The sequence below is a fragment of the Microcystis sp. M31BS1 genome (assembly GCF_020245285.1).
Classification (GTDB): Bacteria; Cyanobacteriota; Cyanobacteriia; order Cyanobacteriales; family Microcystaceae; genus Microcystis; species Microcystis panniformis.
The window spans coordinates 1-17832 of sequence record NZ_JADBVE010000415.1; the positions used below are offsets into that span (position 1 = coordinate 1).

14 protein-coding genes are annotated in these 17832 nt (G+C 45.6%); 11 read left to right on the plus strand and 3 right to left on the minus strand.

Annotated features, from left to right (window positions below):
• Positions 1–626 precede the first annotated feature (626 nt).
• Positions 627–2054, plus strand: a complete 1428-nt coding sequence (gene glgA / locus IM509_RS23415) for a glycogen synthase GlgA (RefSeq protein WP_185237191.1) — start codon at positions 627–629, stop codon at positions 2052–2054.
• A gap of 46 nt (positions 2055–2100) precedes the next feature.
• Here the strand turns inward: glgA and IM509_RS23420 are convergent, their stop codons facing one another.
• Positions 2101–2721, minus strand: a complete 621-nt coding sequence (locus tag IM509_RS23420) for a vWA domain-containing protein (RefSeq protein ID WP_052275873.1) — start codon at positions 2719–2721, stop codon at positions 2101–2103.
• A gap of 381 nt (positions 2722–3102) precedes the next feature.
• Between IM509_RS23420 and IM509_RS23425 the strand changes: the two genes are divergently transcribed.
• The 8 genes from IM509_RS23425 to IM509_RS23460 all read left to right on the plus strand — a co-directional run bounded on the left by IM509_RS23425 (position 3103) and on the right by IM509_RS23460 (position 10964).
• On the plus strand, positions 3103–3435 hold the full coding sequence (locus tag IM509_RS23425; RefSeq protein WP_072926069.1) for a TMEM165/GDT1 family protein: 333 nt from the start codon (positions 3103–3105) through the stop codon (positions 3433–3435).
• A 127-nt stretch (positions 3436–3562) separates the two neighbouring features.
• Positions 3563–3838, plus strand: coding sequence for a TMEM165/GDT1 family protein (locus IM509_RS23430; protein ID WP_002764179.1), 276 nt, complete (start codon positions 3563–3565; stop codon positions 3836–3838).
• 392 nt (positions 3839–4230) lie between these two features.
• Positions 4231–5547, plus strand: a complete 1317-nt coding sequence (gene urtA, locus IM509_RS23435; RefSeq protein ID WP_002733198.1) for an urea ABC transporter substrate-binding protein — start codon at positions 4231–4233, stop codon at positions 5545–5547.
• Between the two features lie 94 nt (positions 5548–5641).
• A complete protein-coding gene (locus IM509_RS23440) occupies positions 5642–6802 on the plus strand; it encodes an ABC transporter permease subunit (RefSeq protein ID WP_185237192.1) in 1161 nt (386 codons plus the stop codon).
• A gap of 3 nt (positions 6803–6805) precedes the next feature.
• Positions 6806–7960, plus strand: a complete 1155-nt coding sequence (gene urtC / locus IM509_RS23445; RefSeq protein WP_185237193.1) for an urea ABC transporter permease subunit UrtC — start codon at positions 6806–6808, stop codon at positions 7958–7960.
• 99 nt (positions 7961–8059) lie between these two features.
• Complete coding sequence (gene urtD / locus IM509_RS23450) at positions 8060–8806, plus strand: urea ABC transporter ATP-binding protein UrtD (protein WP_002777291.1); 747 nt, start codon at positions 8060–8062, stop codon at positions 8804–8806.
• 38 nt (positions 8807–8844) lie between these two features.
• Positions 8845–9543 (plus strand): urea ABC transporter ATP-binding subunit UrtE, encoded by a 699-nt coding sequence (gene urtE / locus IM509_RS23455; RefSeq protein ID WP_185237194.1) that lies wholly within the window; start codon positions 8845–8847, stop codon positions 9541–9543.
• A gap of 197 nt (positions 9544–9740) precedes the next feature.
• Positions 9741–10964 carry a BaiN/RdsA family NAD(P)/FAD-dependent oxidoreductase gene (locus tag IM509_RS23460; protein ID WP_185237195.1) on the plus strand — a complete coding sequence of 408 codons (1224 nt, stop codon included), beginning with the start codon at positions 9741–9743 and terminating at the stop codon, positions 10962–10964.
• A gap of 164 nt (positions 10965–11128) precedes the next feature.
• Here IM509_RS23460 and pckA read toward each other — a convergent pair whose 3' ends face one another.
• Positions 11129–12808 (minus strand): phosphoenolpyruvate carboxykinase (ATP), encoded by a 1680-nt coding sequence (gene pckA, locus IM509_RS23465; RefSeq protein WP_185237196.1) that lies wholly within the window; start codon positions 12806–12808, stop codon positions 11129–11131.
• Between the two features lie 630 nt (positions 12809–13438).
• Here pckA and IM509_RS23470 point away from each other — a divergent pair.
• Entirely contained in the window at positions 13439–14815 is a 1377-nt protein-coding gene (locus IM509_RS23470; protein ID WP_185237197.1) for a cobyrinic acid a,c-diamide synthase CobB, read from the plus strand.
• A 272-nt stretch (positions 14816–15087) separates the two neighbouring features.
• Here IM509_RS23470 and IM509_RS23475 read toward each other — a convergent pair whose 3' ends face one another.
• Positions 15088–15474, minus strand: a complete 387-nt coding sequence (locus IM509_RS23475; RefSeq protein WP_185237198.1) for a hypothetical protein — start codon at positions 15472–15474, stop codon at positions 15088–15090.
• A 45-nt stretch (positions 15475–15519) separates the two neighbouring features.
• On the opposite strand from IM509_RS23475, the gene IM509_RS23480 reads away from it, so the two are divergent.
• Positions 15520–17520 (plus strand): alkyl/aryl-sulfatase, encoded by a 2001-nt coding sequence (locus IM509_RS23480; protein WP_249264891.1) that lies wholly within the window; start codon positions 15520–15522, stop codon positions 17518–17520.
• Positions 17521–17832 lie beyond the last annotated feature (312 nt).

Below are 17832 nucleotides of genomic sequence, written 5' to 3' on the forward strand. Positions count from 1 at the left end.
CAATGCTCCGGTGCTGATTCGGAGCATCTTTCAATTTGACAACGCCGATTGTAGGGCTAATTCATGAATTAGCCCTACGCCGATTGTAGGGCTAATTCCACTGCTAAATCGAGCGACTCTTGTTCCCCACTTAAGCCCAACCATCGGCACTATTCGTTCATTAAACACTAATTGTCAAGATGCAATGCTATCCTTGCTATCAAAGTAATTTCAGTTCCTAGCTGATTCGGAGCATCTTTCAATTTGACAACGCCGGTATTTATGCAAGTCTTTTAAGATTGTCAAATTTTTATTTGAATTTTGTATTGATGATCGATCATAAATTTGATTTTCCTAAAATTCATCAATACAGTTGTTTTTAGAAAATGATTTAGGATTGCTATAGTTTACTTTGTCTTCTTTGGTAGAGTCCATCCAAAATCTTAAACACTTATTCCGAATAAAAAGCCGGCAAAAAAAGGCTACAAAACTTAATAATGTCCAAAACAGCTAATTTTCCCCTCGTTGGCTCTCTGGTTGGTGAAAGAAAAATCTAGGCTAATCCGATAATAACCTGCTGGCAAATCCTGCTAGGGGGGTTTTATCTGTTAAAATTTCTTGTCGTCGTGAAGTGAAGCGGGAAGAGTATGCGAATTCTATTTGTGGGTGCCGAGGCCGCCCCAATGGCCAAAGTTGGGGGAATGGGAGACGTAATTGGGGCATTACCGAAAGTCTTGCGTCAGCTAGGTCATGACGTGCGGATTTTTCTACCCTACTACGGTTTTCTCCAGGAAAAAATGGACATCCCTTCCGAACCCATTTGGTCAGGATTCGCCATGTTTCAGGATTTTTTAGTCTATGAGACGGTTTTACCCGATACGGATATTCCTCTCTACCTCTTTGGTCATCTAGCTTTCTCTGGACGCAGTATCTACGGAGGCGAAGATGAGGCCTGGCGATTTACCCTATTTGCCAATGGTGCGGCGGAATTCGCTTGGAATTACTGGAAACCGCAAGTTATTCACTGTCATGATTGGCACACGGGCATGATTCCCGTCTGGATGCACCAAGACCCCGATATTAGCACCGTTTTTACTATCCATAATCTCGCCTACCAGGGTCCTTGGCGCGAAGCATTAGAAAAAATGACTTGGTGTCCTTGGTATATGCAGGGCGATAATACCATGGCCGCGGCGGTTCAATTTGCTAATCGCATCACCACCGTTTCTCCCACCTATGCCCGTCAAATACAGACCCCCATTTATGGCGAAAATTTAGAGGGATTATTGTCCTATATTTCCGGCAATCTGGTGGGGATTGTCAATGGCATCGATACGGAGGTGTATAACCCGGCTAAAGATGTTTATCTTAAGCAGAATTTTACCCCAGAAACCATCGAAAAACGTCTGGCCAATAAAATTGCCCTACAAGAAGAAGTGGGGCTACAGGTCAGCAGAAATGCCTTTGTCATGGGGATGGTGACGCGTTTGGTGGAACAAAAAGGTATTGATCTAGTGATGCAAATTTTAGATCGCTTTCTCACCTATACTGATGCACAATTGATTATTTTGGGTACAGGCGATCGCTATTATGAAACCCAACTATGGGAGATGACTTCCCGTTTCCGGGGGCGAATGTCCCTGCATCTTCTCTATAGTGATGCCCTTTCCCGTCGCATCTATGGGGGGGCCGATGCTTTGTTAATGCCTTCCCGTTTTGAACCCTGCGGCATCTCCCAATTAATGGCCATGCGTTACGGTTGTATTCCCATGGTACGCCGCACTGGTGGTTTAGTCGATACGGTGTCTTTCCACGACCCGATTCAGGAAAAAGGAACGGGATTTAGTTTCGATCGCTATGAACCTTTAGACCTGTTTACCTGTATGATCCGGACTTGGGAAAGTTTTCGTTATAAACAGGATTGGCAAAAACTACAGCAACGGGCAATGACTCAAGATTTTAGTTGGTATAAATCCGCTTTGGAATATCTCAAAATCTACAAACAAATCACGGGACAATCGGAGCAATTATCCGATGAGGAAAAAGATAAATTGGTCGCCCTGACTAGCAGTTAAATCCTGATTAAGTAGGGGTGGAGATATCACCCCTACTGGCTAGAAATTAATCGGTAATGGCGTTGAGAAGAACTTCCGCTAGGGTCATATCTTCCATATCATCGATAGTAATTGTGTCAACGATATCGAATTTGGCCCCCGCCGATTCTAGCTGATCGTCTAAAGCTTTAAGAAATTCGGTCGCTTGTCGATCATGGCCTACTTGAATCAGAGAAATGGCTAATTCTTGATCGCTATCGAGTTTTCGAGAAGCTTCGATAATTTGACGCATCACCGCTTTGCGATCATCTGGTTCTCCGTCGGTAATCACCAGAATAGTTTCTCCGTTGGGTTTAGTTTTGCCGGCAGTTTTGCGCTGAAAATAATTATCAAGGGCATCTTGCAGCACAGCTGCTAGGTCTGTCCTCCCCATGGGTTCATTTTCTTGATAAATTTGTGTCACCTTATCGGAAGTAACATTATCATAGCGTCGGAAACGTCCAGAGAAAAGATAGATAGTGATGCCGTCTGGATCAATTTCCTCGCACTTTCTAGCCAAGGCGAGGGTGGATTCTTGGGCAATTTGCCAACGGGTTTTCTCGCTGGGTTTATCAGCAGTGGACATACTGCCACTTTTGTCAATAATCAGAGTATAATCTCTGTCCTGTACAACACTTTCACTGGTCATAGGGGCTATACCTCCAAGCGATTTGCGCTCGTCCTAGTCTAATAATTATTAAACTCTAGGATGGAAACTCTACCTCGATCAACTAGGGTTTTTTAACTATTGAGGGGGGGGAGACAGCGTAATCAACAGCAGAAACTATCGCCAGAAAACCGGTCGGGCTAAAATGAAAAAAGTATGAAAATTATTTCTTAACCTGATACTGTTAAGTAGGTAAGCGTTAAAAATTATCAGATGCCCCCTTTATTAAGGGGAGACCGGCACCCCCCTTATCAAGGGGGGCAGGGGGGATCGGCACCCCCCTTATCAAGGGGGGACTAAGGGGGGATCAAACCTAAAATCCATTTTAAATTTAATTATAACCCGATATTGTTAAATTAGCCGATGAGTGATAGCAAATCGATCGCCTCAACCGAGAAAAAGCCTGAGCATCCACCTTCTTGGAGTTTTTGGACGGTGTTTAGTTCCACCTTCCTAACCGTATTTTTGGCTGAAATCGGCGATAAAACCCAATTAGCCACCCTTCTCATCAGCGCCGAATCCCAATCCCCCTGGGTGGTTTTTGCCGGGGCAGCCAGCGCTTTAATCGCTACCAGTCTCCTCGGTGTCCTGATCGGTTATTGGATTGCTCGTCGTCTTTCCCCCAAAACCTTAGATATCGGTGTCGCTATCCTTCTCCTTTTGATCACTGGTTTACTGATCGGCGATATTCTCTAAGCAATCAGTTATCAGTGATCAGTGATCAGTGATCAGTTATCAGTTATCAGTTATCAGTGAGCAGTTATCAGTGAGCAGTTCACTGTTTACTGTTGACTGAAAAAAGCTTCCCACCTCCCTAGAATTTATGAATTGGCAATTATTCGGACTGACATTTATCACGGTTTTTTTGGCAGAAATCGGCGATAAAAGTCAATTAGTAGCGATCGCTCTCGGTGGCAGTTCCAAATCACCTAAAGCTGTCTTTTTTGGCTCAATTACCGCCTTAATCCTGACCAGTTTCTTAGGAGTCCTCGCGGGGGGCAGTATGGCGCAATTATTCCCCGCTAAGATCTTAAAAGCGATAGCGGCCATTGGTTTTGCTCTGCTTGCTGTCCGGCTGCTTTGGCCAGATTCGGATTGATCATTGGGGTTGCGGCAAAAAGCTTTTCCTGGGGGCAGGGTGTGGGGTGTGGGGTGTGGGGTGTGGGGTGTGGGGTGTGGGGTGTGGGGTGTCGGAAGAATAAATAGAAATAATCTCCTGTCTCCTGTCTCCTGTCTCCTGTCTCCTGTCTCCTATCTCCCGACTCCTGATAGCTAAAAAACTGAGGTAAATTCCAGAAAAATAATTAATTTTTCCCTAAAAAGTAGCGAAAACTACAAAAAACATCTAAAAAGTAGCGAAATTTACAAAAAATCTGCTAACCTAGCCGTAATATCACACAGATATTCGTAGAAAGATTCCCGAAAATCTCCTCAGCAAAAACATCCGTGTGAAGTAGCTAATATTGTCAGCGAGGTTAGTTCAAGATCATCATGTCAAATTTAGGACGACGTAAATTTCTCCTGTACGGTTCTGCCGCTTTGGGAACCAGTATTCTGTTAAAAGCTTGCGGTGGCAATCAAAGCCAAACCCCCACGGCCAGTCCTAGCCCAGCTGCTAGTCCCGCCCCGGCTTCTGGAGAGACAATTAAGGTGGGTATTCTGCACTCCCTCAGTGGCACCATGGCCATCAGTGAAACCAGCGTAGTCGATGCGGAAAAACTGGCGATCGAGGAAATCAATGCCGCCGGTGGTGTTCTTGGTAAACAGATCGAGGCAGTGGTGGAAGATGGCGCTTCCGATTGGCCAACTTTTACCGAAAAAGCCACCAAACTGATCGATCAGGACAAAGTTGTGACTGTCTTCGGTTGTTGGACTTCCGCCAGTCGTCAGGCAGTTTTACCCGTGTTTGAAGCCAAAAACCATATGCTCTGGTATCCCGTCCAGTACGAGGGTCAAGAGTGTTCTAGAAATATCTTTTACACTGGTGCTGCCCCCAACCAACAGATCGAGCCGGCAGTGACTTGGTTGCTGGAAAATAAAGGGAAAAAATTCTTCCTCGTCGGTTCCGACTACGTTTTTCCCCGCACCGCCAACACGATTATTAAAGAGCAGTTAAAGGCGAAAGGCGGAGAAACCGTGGGCGAAGACTATCTACCCCTAGGTAACACGGAAGTTACCCCGATTATCACCAAAATTAAGCAAGCTTTACCCGATGGCGGCGTTATTTTCAACACCCTCAACGGTGACAGTAACGTGGCTTTCTTTAAACAACTGCAAGCGGCCGGTTTAACTCCCGATAAATATCCGGTCATGTCGGTGAGTGTTGCCGAGGAAGAAGTCAAACAGATCGGTAAGGAATATCTCCTCGGTCAATACGCTTGCTGGAACTATTTCCAAACCGTAGATACCCCCGCTAACAAGAAATTTGTTGCGGCTTTTCGAGCTAAATATGGTGAGGATCGCGTGACCAATGACCCCATGGAAGCGGCCTATATTATGGTCTATCTCTGGAAGCAAGCGGTGGAACAAGCGGCAACCGCCGATGATCTCGACAAAGTTCGCGCCGCAGCCGTAGGACAGAAATTCGATGCTCCCGAAGGACCGGTGGAAATGTTCCCCAATCATCATATCTCCAAAACCGTCCGCATTGGTCAGGTGAGAGATGATGGTCTATTTGACATCGTTTGGTCAACTCCGGGGGTAGTGGATCCGCAACCTTGGAACCAATTTGTCCCCGAAACTAAGGGCTTTGCCTGTGACTGGACTGATCCGGCCAAGGGCGGTAAATTCAAAATGGAAAAATCCTAGTTTTAGTAATTTTTCCAGACAATAACGAGGGTGAGGTGGACATTACTGTTCACCCCACTTTTTAAAGCTTAAAAATGCACAGGAATAACGAAAAGTGTCAGCATTATTGGAAGGATTATTTAATGGTATTAGCATCGGTTCTGTGCTATTGCTGGCCGCTTTAGGACTAGCGATTGTCTTTGGACTGATGGGGGTAATTAATCTCGCTCACGGTGAGTTAATGATGTTAGGGGCCTACAGTACTTTTGTGGTGCAAAATGTCTTTAAAGGTTTCGGTTCTCCCTTCTTTGATACTTATGTTTTATTCGCCCTACCGATCGCTTTTTTAGTGTCGGGATTGGCGGGATTATTATTAGAAAGGGGGGTGATTAGGTTTCTCTACGGCAGACCCCTAGAAACGCTGCTGGCCACTTGGGGAGTCAGCTTAATTCTGCAGCAATTTGTCAGAAGTGTCAACGGCTTATTAGTAATTAGTTTAATAGTTTTCTGTCTCTTATTTTTTGGGGCTATGAAGGTGTTAAGTCGTCGCCTAGATTGGGAGAGAATTCGCAATTTAGCTATCGGTATCACCCTCCCTTTATCCCTAGCTATCGCTGGATTATTAGGGTATCTTTTATCTTTTAATCCCGTTCTCGCTAGACCCTGGTTTAGTGCCAGAAACGTCGATGTCACCGCTCCTGTTTGGTTACGGGGAGGTTTACCTTTACTGGGTTTTCAAATGCCCTACACCCGTATATTTATTATTATTTTAACTGCCATTTGTTTGTTAGGGACTTATTGGTTTTTAAATAAATCTTCTTGGGGTTTACGCATTCGTGCCGTCACCCAAAATCGCCAGATGAGTGCCTGTTTAGGCATTCCAACCAATCAAGTGGATGCTTTGACTTTTGCCCTCGGTTCGGGATTAGCTGGAGTTGCTGGTTGTGCGATTAGTTTCTTAGGTTCCGTCGGTCCAAATGTGGGACAAAATTATATCGTTGATACCTTCATGGTAGTGGTCGTGGGGGGAGTGGGTAATCTCCTAGGAACTATTATCGCGGCCATGGCGATAGGTGTGGCTAATTATTTAATTGGTTCGGGAACTTTTGCTCTGATATCTGGTTCCGTAGAAGCACTAAAACCCCTAACGGATTTCTTCACCTTTTTCTCCACCACTAGCATGGCAAAAGTGATGATTTTTGCTTTAATTATTGCTTTCTTGCAATTCAAACCTGCGGGAATTTTTCCTCCTAAAGGACGTACTGCCGAGTTATAGATTATGATTACCGAAACCATCACTAGAAACGAATCCCGACAACGGGAAAAGAAAAAGTTAATCACGGAAATCGCTGTTATTGTTGGTTTAGTGGTTATCTTCGCACTGTTACTTCCCTTAGCTTTGTCGGCTTTCCGTTTGCGTTTATTGGGGCGATTTCTTTCCCTTGCTATTGTCGCTTTGGGCATAGATTTAATCTGGGGTTATACCGGTTTATTAAGTCTTGGTCATGGTATCTTTTTCGCCCTCGGTGGTTACGCTTTGGCCATGTACCTAAATCTTCAGTTACCCCCTGGACAAATGCCCGAATTTTTTACTCTCTACGGGGTGACAGAATTACCTTTTATTTGGCAACCTTTTTATTCCCTACCTTTGACAATTCTAGCCCTAATTATTGTACCAGCGATTGTGGCAGGATTATTAGGTTATTTAATCTTCCGCAATCGCATTAAAGGGGTTTATTTCTCGATTTTGACCCAAGCGGCTTTACTGGTATTTTTTAACTTTTTTAACGGTCAACAAAAGTTAATTAACGGCACTAATGGCTTAAAAACCGATACCCAAACAATTTTCGGGTTACTGGTGGGTTCCGATGCCGTTCAAGTGGCCTTTTATTTACTCACAATTGTCTGTTTACTGGCTATTTATCTCCTCTGTCGTTGGTTAACTACGGGCAGATTTGGGCGCTTATTAGTCGCCATTCGCGATGATGAGGTGCGGGTTCGTTTTTCTGGCTATGATCCTACTTGGTTTAAGGTGTTAGTTTTTGCCATTTCTGGGGCAATTGCCGGTGTTGCCGGCGCTCTTTACACCGTGCAAACGGGAATTATCACCCCTAACTCTATGGATGTGGCTTTTTCCATTGAAATGGTGATTTGGGTGGCTGTGGGGGGACGTGCTACCCTTGTGGGGGCAGTTATCGGTACTTTACTGGTACGCATGGCCCAAACTTTTTTAAGCGAACAATTGCCAGAAGTCTGGGTATTTTTCCAAGGGGCTTTATTCCTAATTGTGGTGACAGTGCTTCCCGATGGTATTCTCGGTGGAATCAAACGTTTGCTGACTCATTTTGGTTTCCGCAAAACTTTAATTACCTATCCTAGTATTGAGGAAGATCCAGAAGTGCAACTGGAAAAAGAAGAATTAGAGCATAAGTGATCTTAGCTATCAGTTATCAGTTATCAGTTATCAGATGTGAGTTTTCAGTTCACTGATTACTGTTCACTGAAAATACTTCCCTATTCCCTCTTAGAAATTATGACTGGAAAAATCTTAGAAATCGAGAATCTTACCGTTAGTTTTGGGGGTTTTAAAGCTCTCAATAATCTTAATTTCAGTATGGATACGGGAGAATTGCGGGTGATTATCGGTCCCAATGGTGCGGGAAAAACCACTTTTTTAGATGTGATTACGGGGAAAGTGCAACCCACCATCGGACGGGTATTATTTAAAGGTCGAGATCTCCGCAAAATTCCCGAATTTGCGATCGCTCGTTTAGGTATTGGTCGCAAATTCCAAACTCCTAGGGTATATTTAAATCTAACTGTCCGAGAAAATCTCGATTTAGTTAGCAACCGTAATAAAAATGTTTTCTCAACTCTTTTCGGTCGTCCTCCTCTAGAAGATAGCAGAAAAGTTATTGGTTTATTGGAAACTATCGGGTTAACTGCTAAAGCTGATTTACCCGCTTCTTTACTTTCCCACGGCGAAAAACAACGCTTAGAAATTGGTCAATTAGTGGCCCAGTCACCAGATTTACTGCTAGTAGATGAACCCGTAGCAGGATTAACCGATGAGGAAACGGAAAACGTGGGTAATTTGTTATTAAATCTAGCGGAAAGTCATTCAATTATTGTCATTGAACACGATATGGAATTTGTCCGTCAAATTGCCCGCAAAGTCACGGTTTTACACCAAGGAACTGTTCTCTGTGAGGGGAATATGGAGCAAATTCAAAATGATCCGAAAGTTATTGAAGTTTATCTAGGTTCCTCGGAAGAATAAAGAATCAAACGATTAAAATTAATTAAAAAGGGTTGACAATGTTACACATATCTGATCTCAATGTTTACTACGGAGAAAGTCATATTTTAAGAAATGTTGATCTTAACATTAATGCGGGAGAAATGGTCTGTTTAATCGGACGTAATGGCGTGGGTAAAACTACCCTATTAAAAACCCTAATGGGTATCTTAAAACCGCGAGCGGGAACAATTAATTATGAGCAAGAAAACCTGATTAATAAAACCTCAGATCAAAGAGCCAGATTAGGACTGGGTTATGTGCCGCAGGGGAGGGATATTATTCCCCGTCTAACGGTAAAAGAGAATTTAATTCTCGGTTTGGAAGCTTTACCCACAAGGAGAAAAAATGCCACAATTCCCGAAGAAATCTTCGATTTATTTCCCGTTTTAAAAACCATGTTATCGCGGATGGGAGGAGATTTAAGCGGTGGACAACAACAGCAATTAGCCATCGCTCGCGCTTTAGTGGGGGAACCAAAATTATTAATTTTAGATGAACCCACGGAGGGAATTCAACCGTCAATTATTCTCGAAATCGAAGCAGCGGTGCGGCGTATTGTTGCCAGTAAAGGAATCGCCGTTTTATTAGTAGAACAACACCTGCATTTTGTCCGCCAAGCTGATCGATATTACGCCATGCAGAAAGGGGGAATTGTTGCTTCCGGTTTCACGAGCGAATTAAGTCAAGAAGTCATTCAGCGATTTTTGGCGGTTTAAACTTAACTTTTTCCTTGATAAGTATGTAGGCGTTAAAAATTATCAGACACTCCCCTTATCAAGGGGGGATTAAGGGGGGATCGGCACCCCCCTTATCAAGGGATATCCCCCCGCCTATCGGCACCCCCCTTATCAAGGGGGGCAGGGGGGATCAAAGACAAAATCTATCTTCAATTTAATTATAACCACTTACTTATATGACTCAAATAGTCGTAATTGGTGGCGGGGCAGCGGGATTTTTTGGCGCAATTAAAGCGGCAGAATCTAACCCAAAAGCTGGCGTTACTATCCTAGAAGCGGCAAAAGAACCTCTGGCGAAAGTGCGGATTTCGGGAGGGGGACGCTGTAATGTCACCCATCATTGTTTTGACGTTTCCCAATTGGTTAATTATTATCCTCGCGGTGGCAAAGCACTACGGGGAGCTTTTAGTCGGTTTCAACCCCAAGATACTATTAAATGGTTTGAATTGCGAGGGGTAAAACTCAAAACAGAAGCGGATGGACGAATGTTTCCCAGCACCGATAATTCTGAAACTATTGTTAATTGTCTGCGGGAAAGTGCGACTTTTGCTGGGGTTAATTTAAGGCTAAATTCCCCAGTTAAATCGGTAAAAAAACAGGAAGAAAGTTTTTTAATTGAATTAAAGAGAGATGAGCAAATTAGGGCAGATAAGCTTTTAATTGCTACGGGAAGTAGTCCTTTTGGTTATCGCACCGCTCAAGATTTAGGTCATTCTCTAGTCTCTCCAGTCCCTTCTTTATTTACCTTTCAAATTGCCGATCCTCGTCTGAAAGATTTGTTAGGGGTTACTGTGGATAAAGTGCGCGTTCGTCTTGGGGGAAGCAAATTAGAACAAATCGGACCTTTATTAATTACCCATTGGGGAGTTAGTGGACCAGCTATTTTAAAACTCTCTGCTTGGGGAGCGCGGGTACTTCACGAGCATCATTACCGAATGCCTTTAATAATTAATTGGTTAGGGGATTATCATCCTGAAAAATTGCGAGAAATTATCTTACAAACTAAAAGTGAATATCCCAAAAGAAAACTTTTTAATTATTGTCCCTTTGAACAGTTACCCAAGCGTCTTTGGCAGAGTTTATTAAGTTACTTGACTGTTAACCCGGAAACTCCCTGGGCAGAATTATCTAAAAATACTCTCAATCGATTGATGATTGAATTACAGCAGGGGGAATATCAAATCAAAGGGAAAGGGGTGTTTAAGGAGGAATTTGTTACCTGTGGGGGAGTGAATCTTCAGGAAGTGGATTTTAAAACTATGGAAAGTAAAATCTGTCCGGGGTTATATTTTGCCGGGGAGGTACTAGATATCGATGCAGTCACGGGGGGATTTAATTTTCAAAGCGCCTGGACCACCGGTTATCTCGCCGGACAAGCTATGGGCAATAGAAGGGTTTAGGGAGCGCCAGAGAGGGGGAAGTGGGGAAGTGGGGAGCCTTTTTTCAGTAAACAGTAAACAGTGAACTGAAAACTCAAATCTGATAACTGATAACTGATAACTGATAACCCCACCAACAAACTTTTTGCCGCAAACCCTAGTTGATAACCGATTCCTTGATGTTGTTATTCCCAAATTGGACCGGCTGCAATTATTTCTTGGGAGGCAGTGGTAAATTGACGGAAATTTTCCACGAAACGATGGGCCAATTCTCGCGCCTGTAGGTCGTAGGATTCGCCATCTTGCCATGCTTGTCGCGGGTCGAGGATTTTTTTGGGAACTCCGGGGACAATTTCGGGGACGAGAACTTGAAAGATGGGATGAGGATGGAAAACGACTTCCTCTAAATCGCCATTTAAAGCGGCGGAAACCATAGCCCGGGTGTGTTTGATCGAAATGCGATCGCCAACTCCGTAGGGACCACCGGACCAACCGGTATTAATCAGATAAACGGAGGTTTCGGGGTGTTGTTCTAAACGTTCCCCTAACATTTGGGCATAGACGAGGGGTGACAGAGGGAAGAAACATTGACCGAAACAACTGGAAAAAGTCACCTGTGGGGCGGTGATTCCCCGTTCCGTTCCCGCTAATTTGCTAGTATAGCCGGAGAGGAAATGATACATCGCCTGGTTCGTGGTTAATTTGGCGATTGGTGGCAGTACCCCAAAAGCATCGGCAGTTAAGAAGATAATAGTTTTCGGGTGGGTTCCCATGCCAGATACGGCACAATTAGGGATATAACGCAGGGGATAGGCGGCGCGGGTGTTTTCGGTCAAACGTCCATCATCGTAGTCGGGAAGGCGATTATCGGGGGAAAGGATCACGTTTTCGAGAATAGTGCCAAATTGAATCGCCGCCCAGATTTGGGGTTCGTATTCGGCACTTAAACGGATGGTTTTAGCATAACAACCGCCTTCAAAGTTAAAAATGCCGTCTTCTGACCAACCGTGTTCATCATCACCGATGAGGCTGCGTTTAGGATCGGCGGAAAGGGTGGTTTTCCCCGTACCGGAGAGACCGAAAAAGAGGGCTGTATGACCGTGTTTATCCATGTTAGCGGCACCGTGTATCGGTAAAACCCCTTGTTTGGTCATCAGGTAGTTCATCATCGAGAAGACGGATTTTTTGATTTCGCCAGCGTAGCGAGTGCCACCGATGAGAACGATTTTTTTGGCTAGGTTGAGGACGATAAAGGCTTCGCTGTTCAGGTCGTCATCTTCGGGATCTCCCTGTAACCCCGGCAGGGCAATCACGGTAAAATCAGTTTCATGGGCAGCTAGTTCGATCGCACTGGGCCGGAGGAATAACTGATGGGCAAAGAGGTTATGATAGGCGATTTCGGTGACAACGCGCACGCCAAAGCGACAATTAGGATCGGCCCCGACGTAACCATCGAAGATATATAGGTCTTTTCCCTGCACATAGGCGAGGACTTTTCGGTATAACTGCTGGAACTTTTCCTCGCTAATCGGGACGTTATGCTGATTCCAGTCGATTTCCTCTTCGCTGGTGGCCTCTTTGACAATGAATTTATCTTTGGGGGAACGACCGGTATATTTACCCGTTTCCACCACTAAAGCCCCATTATCGGCTAAAACGCCCTCATGACGTTCGATCGCCTGTTCGACTAATTGCGGTACGGAAAGATTGCGATAAACGCGACCGAGATTTTTCATGCCTAGGTTTTCGAGGCCGTAGGTGGGATGAAATTGATTTTCTAATTCGTAGTAGAAATTGACGTTCTCCACGCGATCGGGCAAGGGACAAGAGATACTATCATTGGTCAGCGTGTGTAGAGTCGGCATAACCCCAATTCTCCTGATAATTTAGTTGTCGGTTTAGAGCTAAGTTCCAGGTCTCTGATTAGTGCAGTTATAGAAACTAAAAAAGCTCCGTTCTCTGTCCTTTTCACTCCCAGACACCTAAGAAGCTATATTGATTAGTTTATTTGACGATATTTGCCTGATTAATCTGGTCTCTTGCTGTCGGTAAAGCCAATTTTAGAGCGGTAATTCAGGCTTATTTGCGTATTTACCCGTCATCTCCCAGTCAGGGTTTTTACCTTTTCCCTCTTGCCGATCTAACTGCTTTTTCTAGATATTTTTAGTCTATCTGTACAATAGGATACAGACGATGTTTTTTTTACAAAAATTAACAGCTAAACAAAATTGGTCAGCTAATCTAGCCGTTATCTTAATTGTGAGGTAGGAAGTCTCTGGTTTTGGGGAACGTCAGAACAATAGCTGGTTGTCTAGAGATGATGACAATGATCCTCAACGTGGTCAAATCGATTTCGCCGCTAATAAAAAAAAGTCGATTGACACAGGGAGCAGTTAGCGACCAAAATTGACTCTATTAGCCGTTGGCAAGCTTGAAACTTGATTGTGTAACAGGTTAATTAAGTCTAGCTCGATCTCGAAAAAAAACAACTAATAATGATCATCGCAGGAGAAAGAAGCGGAGTCGGTAAAACTACGATTACTCTGGCAATCTTGGCCTATTTAATCAGTCGTGGCGATCGAGTGCAATCTTTTAAAGTCGGGCCCGATTATATCGATCCCATGTTCCATACTCATTTTACCGGTCGCCCCTGTCGCAATCTCGATCCGGTTTTAACTTCTGAAGACTATGTAAAAACCTGTTTTGCCCAACATTGTCAAAATGTCGATTATGCTCTGATTGAAGGGGTAATGGGGCTATTTGATGGTATTCAATTAAGCGATACTCAATTTCCCGATTATGCCAGTACCGCCCATATTGCCCGTATTTTAAGGCTTCCTCTGCTGTTAGTTATCGATTGTAGTCGTTTATCTACCTCTGTCGCCGCTATTGTCCGCGGTTATCAATCTTTAGACAAAAATCTCCATCTAGCCGGAGTTATCCTCAATCGGGTTGGCAGCGATCGCCATCTGCAATTACTGCAAACCGCCCTAGAATCCATCAATATGCCGATTGTTGGGGTTTTGCTTCGTCAAGATTCCCTGACAATTCCCGATCGCCATCTAGGATTGGTTCCCAGGGATGAACTAGGAGAAATCAGGCAACTGCAAGATCAACTGGCTTCTATTGCCCAAAACTGCTTTAATTGGGACATTCTCTTGCCTTTACTGACTATTTCTCCCCAAGAGAACCCGAAAAATCCCCCAGGAGCAAATAAGCTTTTTCCCCCTATCCGTATCGGTATTGCCAGAGATAAGGCTTTTAACTTTTATTACCCCGATAATCTCGATATTTTAGCCAATTTAGGCGCAGAATTAATCTTTTGGAGTCCCTTGCAAGGAGCAAATTTGCCCGAAAACCTGCAAGGATTGTACTTTGGTGGCGGTTTTCCCGAAATCTTTGCCCCGGAATTAGCGGCTAACACCCCTATCTTAACCCAGGTGAGAAAAGCGATCGCCTCTGGAATGCCCACCTACGCCGAATGTGGCGGATTAATGTATTTATGTGACAAAATAGTTGATTTTGAGCAAAAAAATCATTTTATGTTGCAAATAATCCACCAATCTGCTATAATGTCCCCGAAGTTAACCCTAGGTTATCGACAAGCCATCGCCCAACAGGAGACGATCCTGCTCAAAGCAGGTCAACCAGTGCGCGGCCATGAATTCCATCGCTCCCAATTAAGCGGGGTAAGCGACGCACCGATTTATCAACTGCAAGCATTCCCCAAAAGTGAGATCAATGCCGAAGGGTGGCAAGGTAAGAATCTGCACGCTTCCTATCTTCACCTACATTTTGGGGGCCAACTAAGCCTGCCGAAAAAATTTTTAGCTGCCGGCCTTGATTTTTTCCGCACAGCTGCGTTAAGCTAATTACAGATAAATTTGATAATCAATCCGTTCAGGGATACAGGAGGTGATGTCGATGGTAGAAAGTAGTAAAAGCATGGGTCTCCTAATCGACAATAGCCGGCTGTGCGCCGGGGCTGTTCTCTAGACCCCCACGTCTAAACAAGATTTAGACTAGCTGGAGTTCCTTCCGGCAGTCTGGTGTCGATTCTGATGACCCGCTACACCGCCCTTACCGAGCAATTGGTAAGGGCGGATAGTTTTTCAGGGTTTCCCGTCATCTCTTCACTTTAATTCTACGGGCGCAAACTAACCCATCGCCGATTCTGGTTTGGGGACACCATTTTAACGCCTGTCACCGAGATAATATCGTTGGCCAAATTGTCCGCCATCATGGGAATTAATCGATTTATATTGTTCCTATAAGCTTTTATCCAGAATTCCGAGAGTTTCTCTCTGGCCGCCTCATTGACGTAGATAGTTTTATCTGGGGTAATCAATACCATGGCCACGTCACCGGAGTTTTCCGTGACGGCAAAGACAAACTGATCACGGTCGGACTTGAGACCTTCGTACCAGTAGTCTAGGTGTTCTTCTAGTTCGTATTCATAAAGAGCGCGTTCCATTTTGCCATCTTCTAGCAAGGCTTTACGCAGTGTATTGGCTATCTTTTTTTGTTTCATGGTCTTGTCTCTGTTTTTGTTCGCATTAATTACCCACCACTCCTTATGAAAAACAAGCACTTCGATCCAAAAGGCAAGATGCCCTCCCCGTTCACCATCGAACTACAGAACGGTTGGCGCCAGACCCTGCCGTTCGAGGACAAACGGGATTTTGAAGAGGCCCAAAAAGGCTTTATTGCCGCCCCACCTTACAAACAAATCATAGCAGAGGCGGGTAACGTGGCTTGGGATATGGGCAGCTACGAGTTCCTGTTGCGGGGCTTTGACAGCGTTTTCGACAGCATTCACCCCTCATTGCAGCGCCAGGCAGTTCTGAACATGGCCTACGGACTCTATGAGGTCTTGCCGGACAAGATCTACCAAGTGCGAGGGTTCGACCTGGCCAACATGACGATCATCAAGGGCAATACAGGTTGGATTCTATTTGATGTGTTGACCTGTAAGGAAACGGCTAAAGCCGCTCTGGAACTGGTCAATGAACACCTGGGACACCGTCGTGTGGTCGCCGTCGTGTACTCCCACTCCCACGTCGATCACTACGGCGGGGTGCGCGGTGTGGTGGATGAGGCGAATGTGAAGAACGGGAAGGTGCAGATTATCGCCCCCGTTGGCTTCATGGAATATGCGATCGCCGAAAACGTCTATTCGGGGACGGCGATGGTCCGCCGGGCATTCTTTCAGTACGGCCTGCTATTGCCGCGCAGCCCGTTCGGCCATGTAGATCAGTCGATCGGCAAGAACACCGCAGCGGGCAACACCGGACTGATTGAACCCACCCGTTACATCGAGCAGGACATTGAGGAATTGACCATCGACGGGGTGAAAATGGTATTTCAGAATACGCCAGGCACCGAAGCCCCCGCCGAGATGAACACCTATTTCCCTGACTGGAAAGCGTTCTGGGCAGCAGAAAACATCTGCGGTACGATCCACAACATCTACACGCTGCGGGGTGCATTGGTGCGGGATGCGTTGGAGTGGTCGAAGAAAATTAATGAAGCCCTCTATAGGTTCGGGCAGCAAGCGGAGGTGATGTTTGCCTCCCATAGCTGGCCCCGTTGGGGCAACGATCGCATTCAGGAAGTCATGCGAACCCAGCGGGATGCCTATGCCCATCTGCATAACGAGGTGCTGCACCAAGCTAACCAGGGCGTGACCATTAATGAAATCCACAATGTTTACAAGCTGCCCGAAAGTTTGCAGCAACAGTGGGCTGCCCACAGCTACCACGGTTCTGAGGAACACAATAGCCGTGCCGTGATTAACCGCTACCTGGGCTACTGGGATGCCAATCCAGCCACATTAATTCCGCTGTCACCGAGGGAATCGGCTCCGCTCTACGTCGAGATGATGGGGGGTGCGGATAAGATTCTGGCCAAAGGTCAGGAGTTGCACGCTCGAGGCCAATACCGCGAAGCCATGGAGATACTGAACAAGCTGGTCTATGCTGAACCCCAGAACCAGGCAGCTAAAGACCTCCTGGCCGATGTGTTTGAGCAGATTGGCTACCAGAAAGAAAGCCCCAGTGTCCGCAACAGCTTTCTGGCCGCCGCTTACGAACTACGAAATGGCTTCCCCAAGGGGGTCACGGCCAAGACAGTCACCCCCGATACGGTTCGCGCCATGTCCACCCAACTCTGGCTCGACTTCATCGGCATTCGTCTAGATAGCCAGAAAGCGGAAGGGATGAAATTCACCATCAATTTGCTCACACCGGACAACGGTGAGAAATTTGCGGTGGAAATGAGTAATTCAACCCTGACAAACATCAAGGGATTCCAGGCCAAAAATCCTGATCTCACCATCACGATCGACCGTAGCGATCTGGAGTTGATTATGGCTGGGATAGCCACATTTCCTGCCCTGATTGGCGAAGGGAAGGTGAAGCTAGAGGGCGATGCTCAGGTCTTGGTGCGACTCCAGAGCCTCTTAGTCCAGTTCACCCCGGACTTTGAGATCTTGCCAGGAAGCAAGCCGGCGGAGTCAGTTACGCCCACTGAGAACTCGTTCGAGCAGCCAGAGCCGGCAGATACGTCTGGAGGTTGAGCGGCAATGGCAGTCACCCCTGGGAACGGTGAAGGGCTACCGGTTTCAAGCGGGACAGTTTCGGAATGGGGGAGTTGGGCAAGTATCTCACCTCTCCTCGTCTCCCCGTCCCTTCCACAGTGTTCTGTCTTAAGCCGCAACTTAATCCCTGATTATGGCAATCTGACCGCCGTTGACATCCTCGCCGCACTTTTAGGGCGGCGATTCCTAAACCTCACGATTTAAGTTTCTGCTTCCACCACCGTCGCATACCACAGTTAAAAAACCATGTACTGTCTTACACAGAGTCCACAGACTTTCGCCCCATTTCAG

Excerpts from the sequence above, each read along its gene's own strand:
- glgA (WP_185237191.1), top strand. The coding sequence starts at position 627 with ATGCGAATTCTATTTGTGGGTGCCGAGGCCGCCCCAATGGCCAAAGTT.
- IM509_RS23420 (WP_052275873.1), bottom strand. The coding sequence starts at position 2,721 with ATGACCAGTGAAAGTGTTGTACAGGACAGAGATTATACTCTGATTATT.
- IM509_RS23425 (WP_072926069.1), top strand. The coding sequence starts at position 3,103 with ATGAGTGATAGCAAATCGATCGCCTCAACCGAGAAAAAGCCTGAGCAT.
- IM509_RS23430 (WP_002764179.1), top strand. The coding sequence starts at position 3,563 with ATGAATTGGCAATTATTCGGACTGACATTTATCACGGTTTTTTTGGCA.
- urtA (WP_002733198.1), top strand. The coding sequence starts at position 4,231 with ATGTCAAATTTAGGACGACGTAAATTTCTCCTGTACGGTTCTGCCGCT.
- urtC (WP_185237193.1), top strand. The coding sequence starts at position 6,806 with ATGATTACCGAAACCATCACTAGAAACGAATCCCGACAACGGGAAAAG.
- urtD (WP_002777291.1), top strand. The coding sequence starts at position 8,060 with ATGACTGGAAAAATCTTAGAAATCGAGAATCTTACCGTTAGTTTTGGG.
- urtE (WP_185237194.1), top strand. The coding sequence starts at position 8,845 with ATGTTACACATATCTGATCTCAATGTTTACTACGGAGAAAGTCATATT.
- IM509_RS23460 (WP_185237195.1), top strand. The coding sequence starts at position 9,741 with ATGACTCAAATAGTCGTAATTGGTGGCGGGGCAGCGGGATTTTTTGGC.
- pckA (WP_185237196.1), bottom strand. The coding sequence starts at position 12,808 with ATGCCGACTCTACACACGCTGACCAATGATAGTATCTCTTGTCCCTTG.
- IM509_RS23470 (WP_185237197.1), top strand. The coding sequence starts at position 13,439 with ATGATCATCGCAGGAGAAAGAAGCGGAGTCGGTAAAACTACGATTACT.
- IM509_RS23475 (WP_185237198.1), bottom strand. The coding sequence starts at position 15,474 with ATGAAACAAAAAAAGATAGCCAATACACTGCGTAAAGCCTTGCTAGAA.
- IM509_RS23480 (WP_249264891.1), top strand. The coding sequence starts at position 15,520 with ATGAAAAACAAGCACTTCGATCCAAAAGGCAAGATGCCCTCCCCGTTC.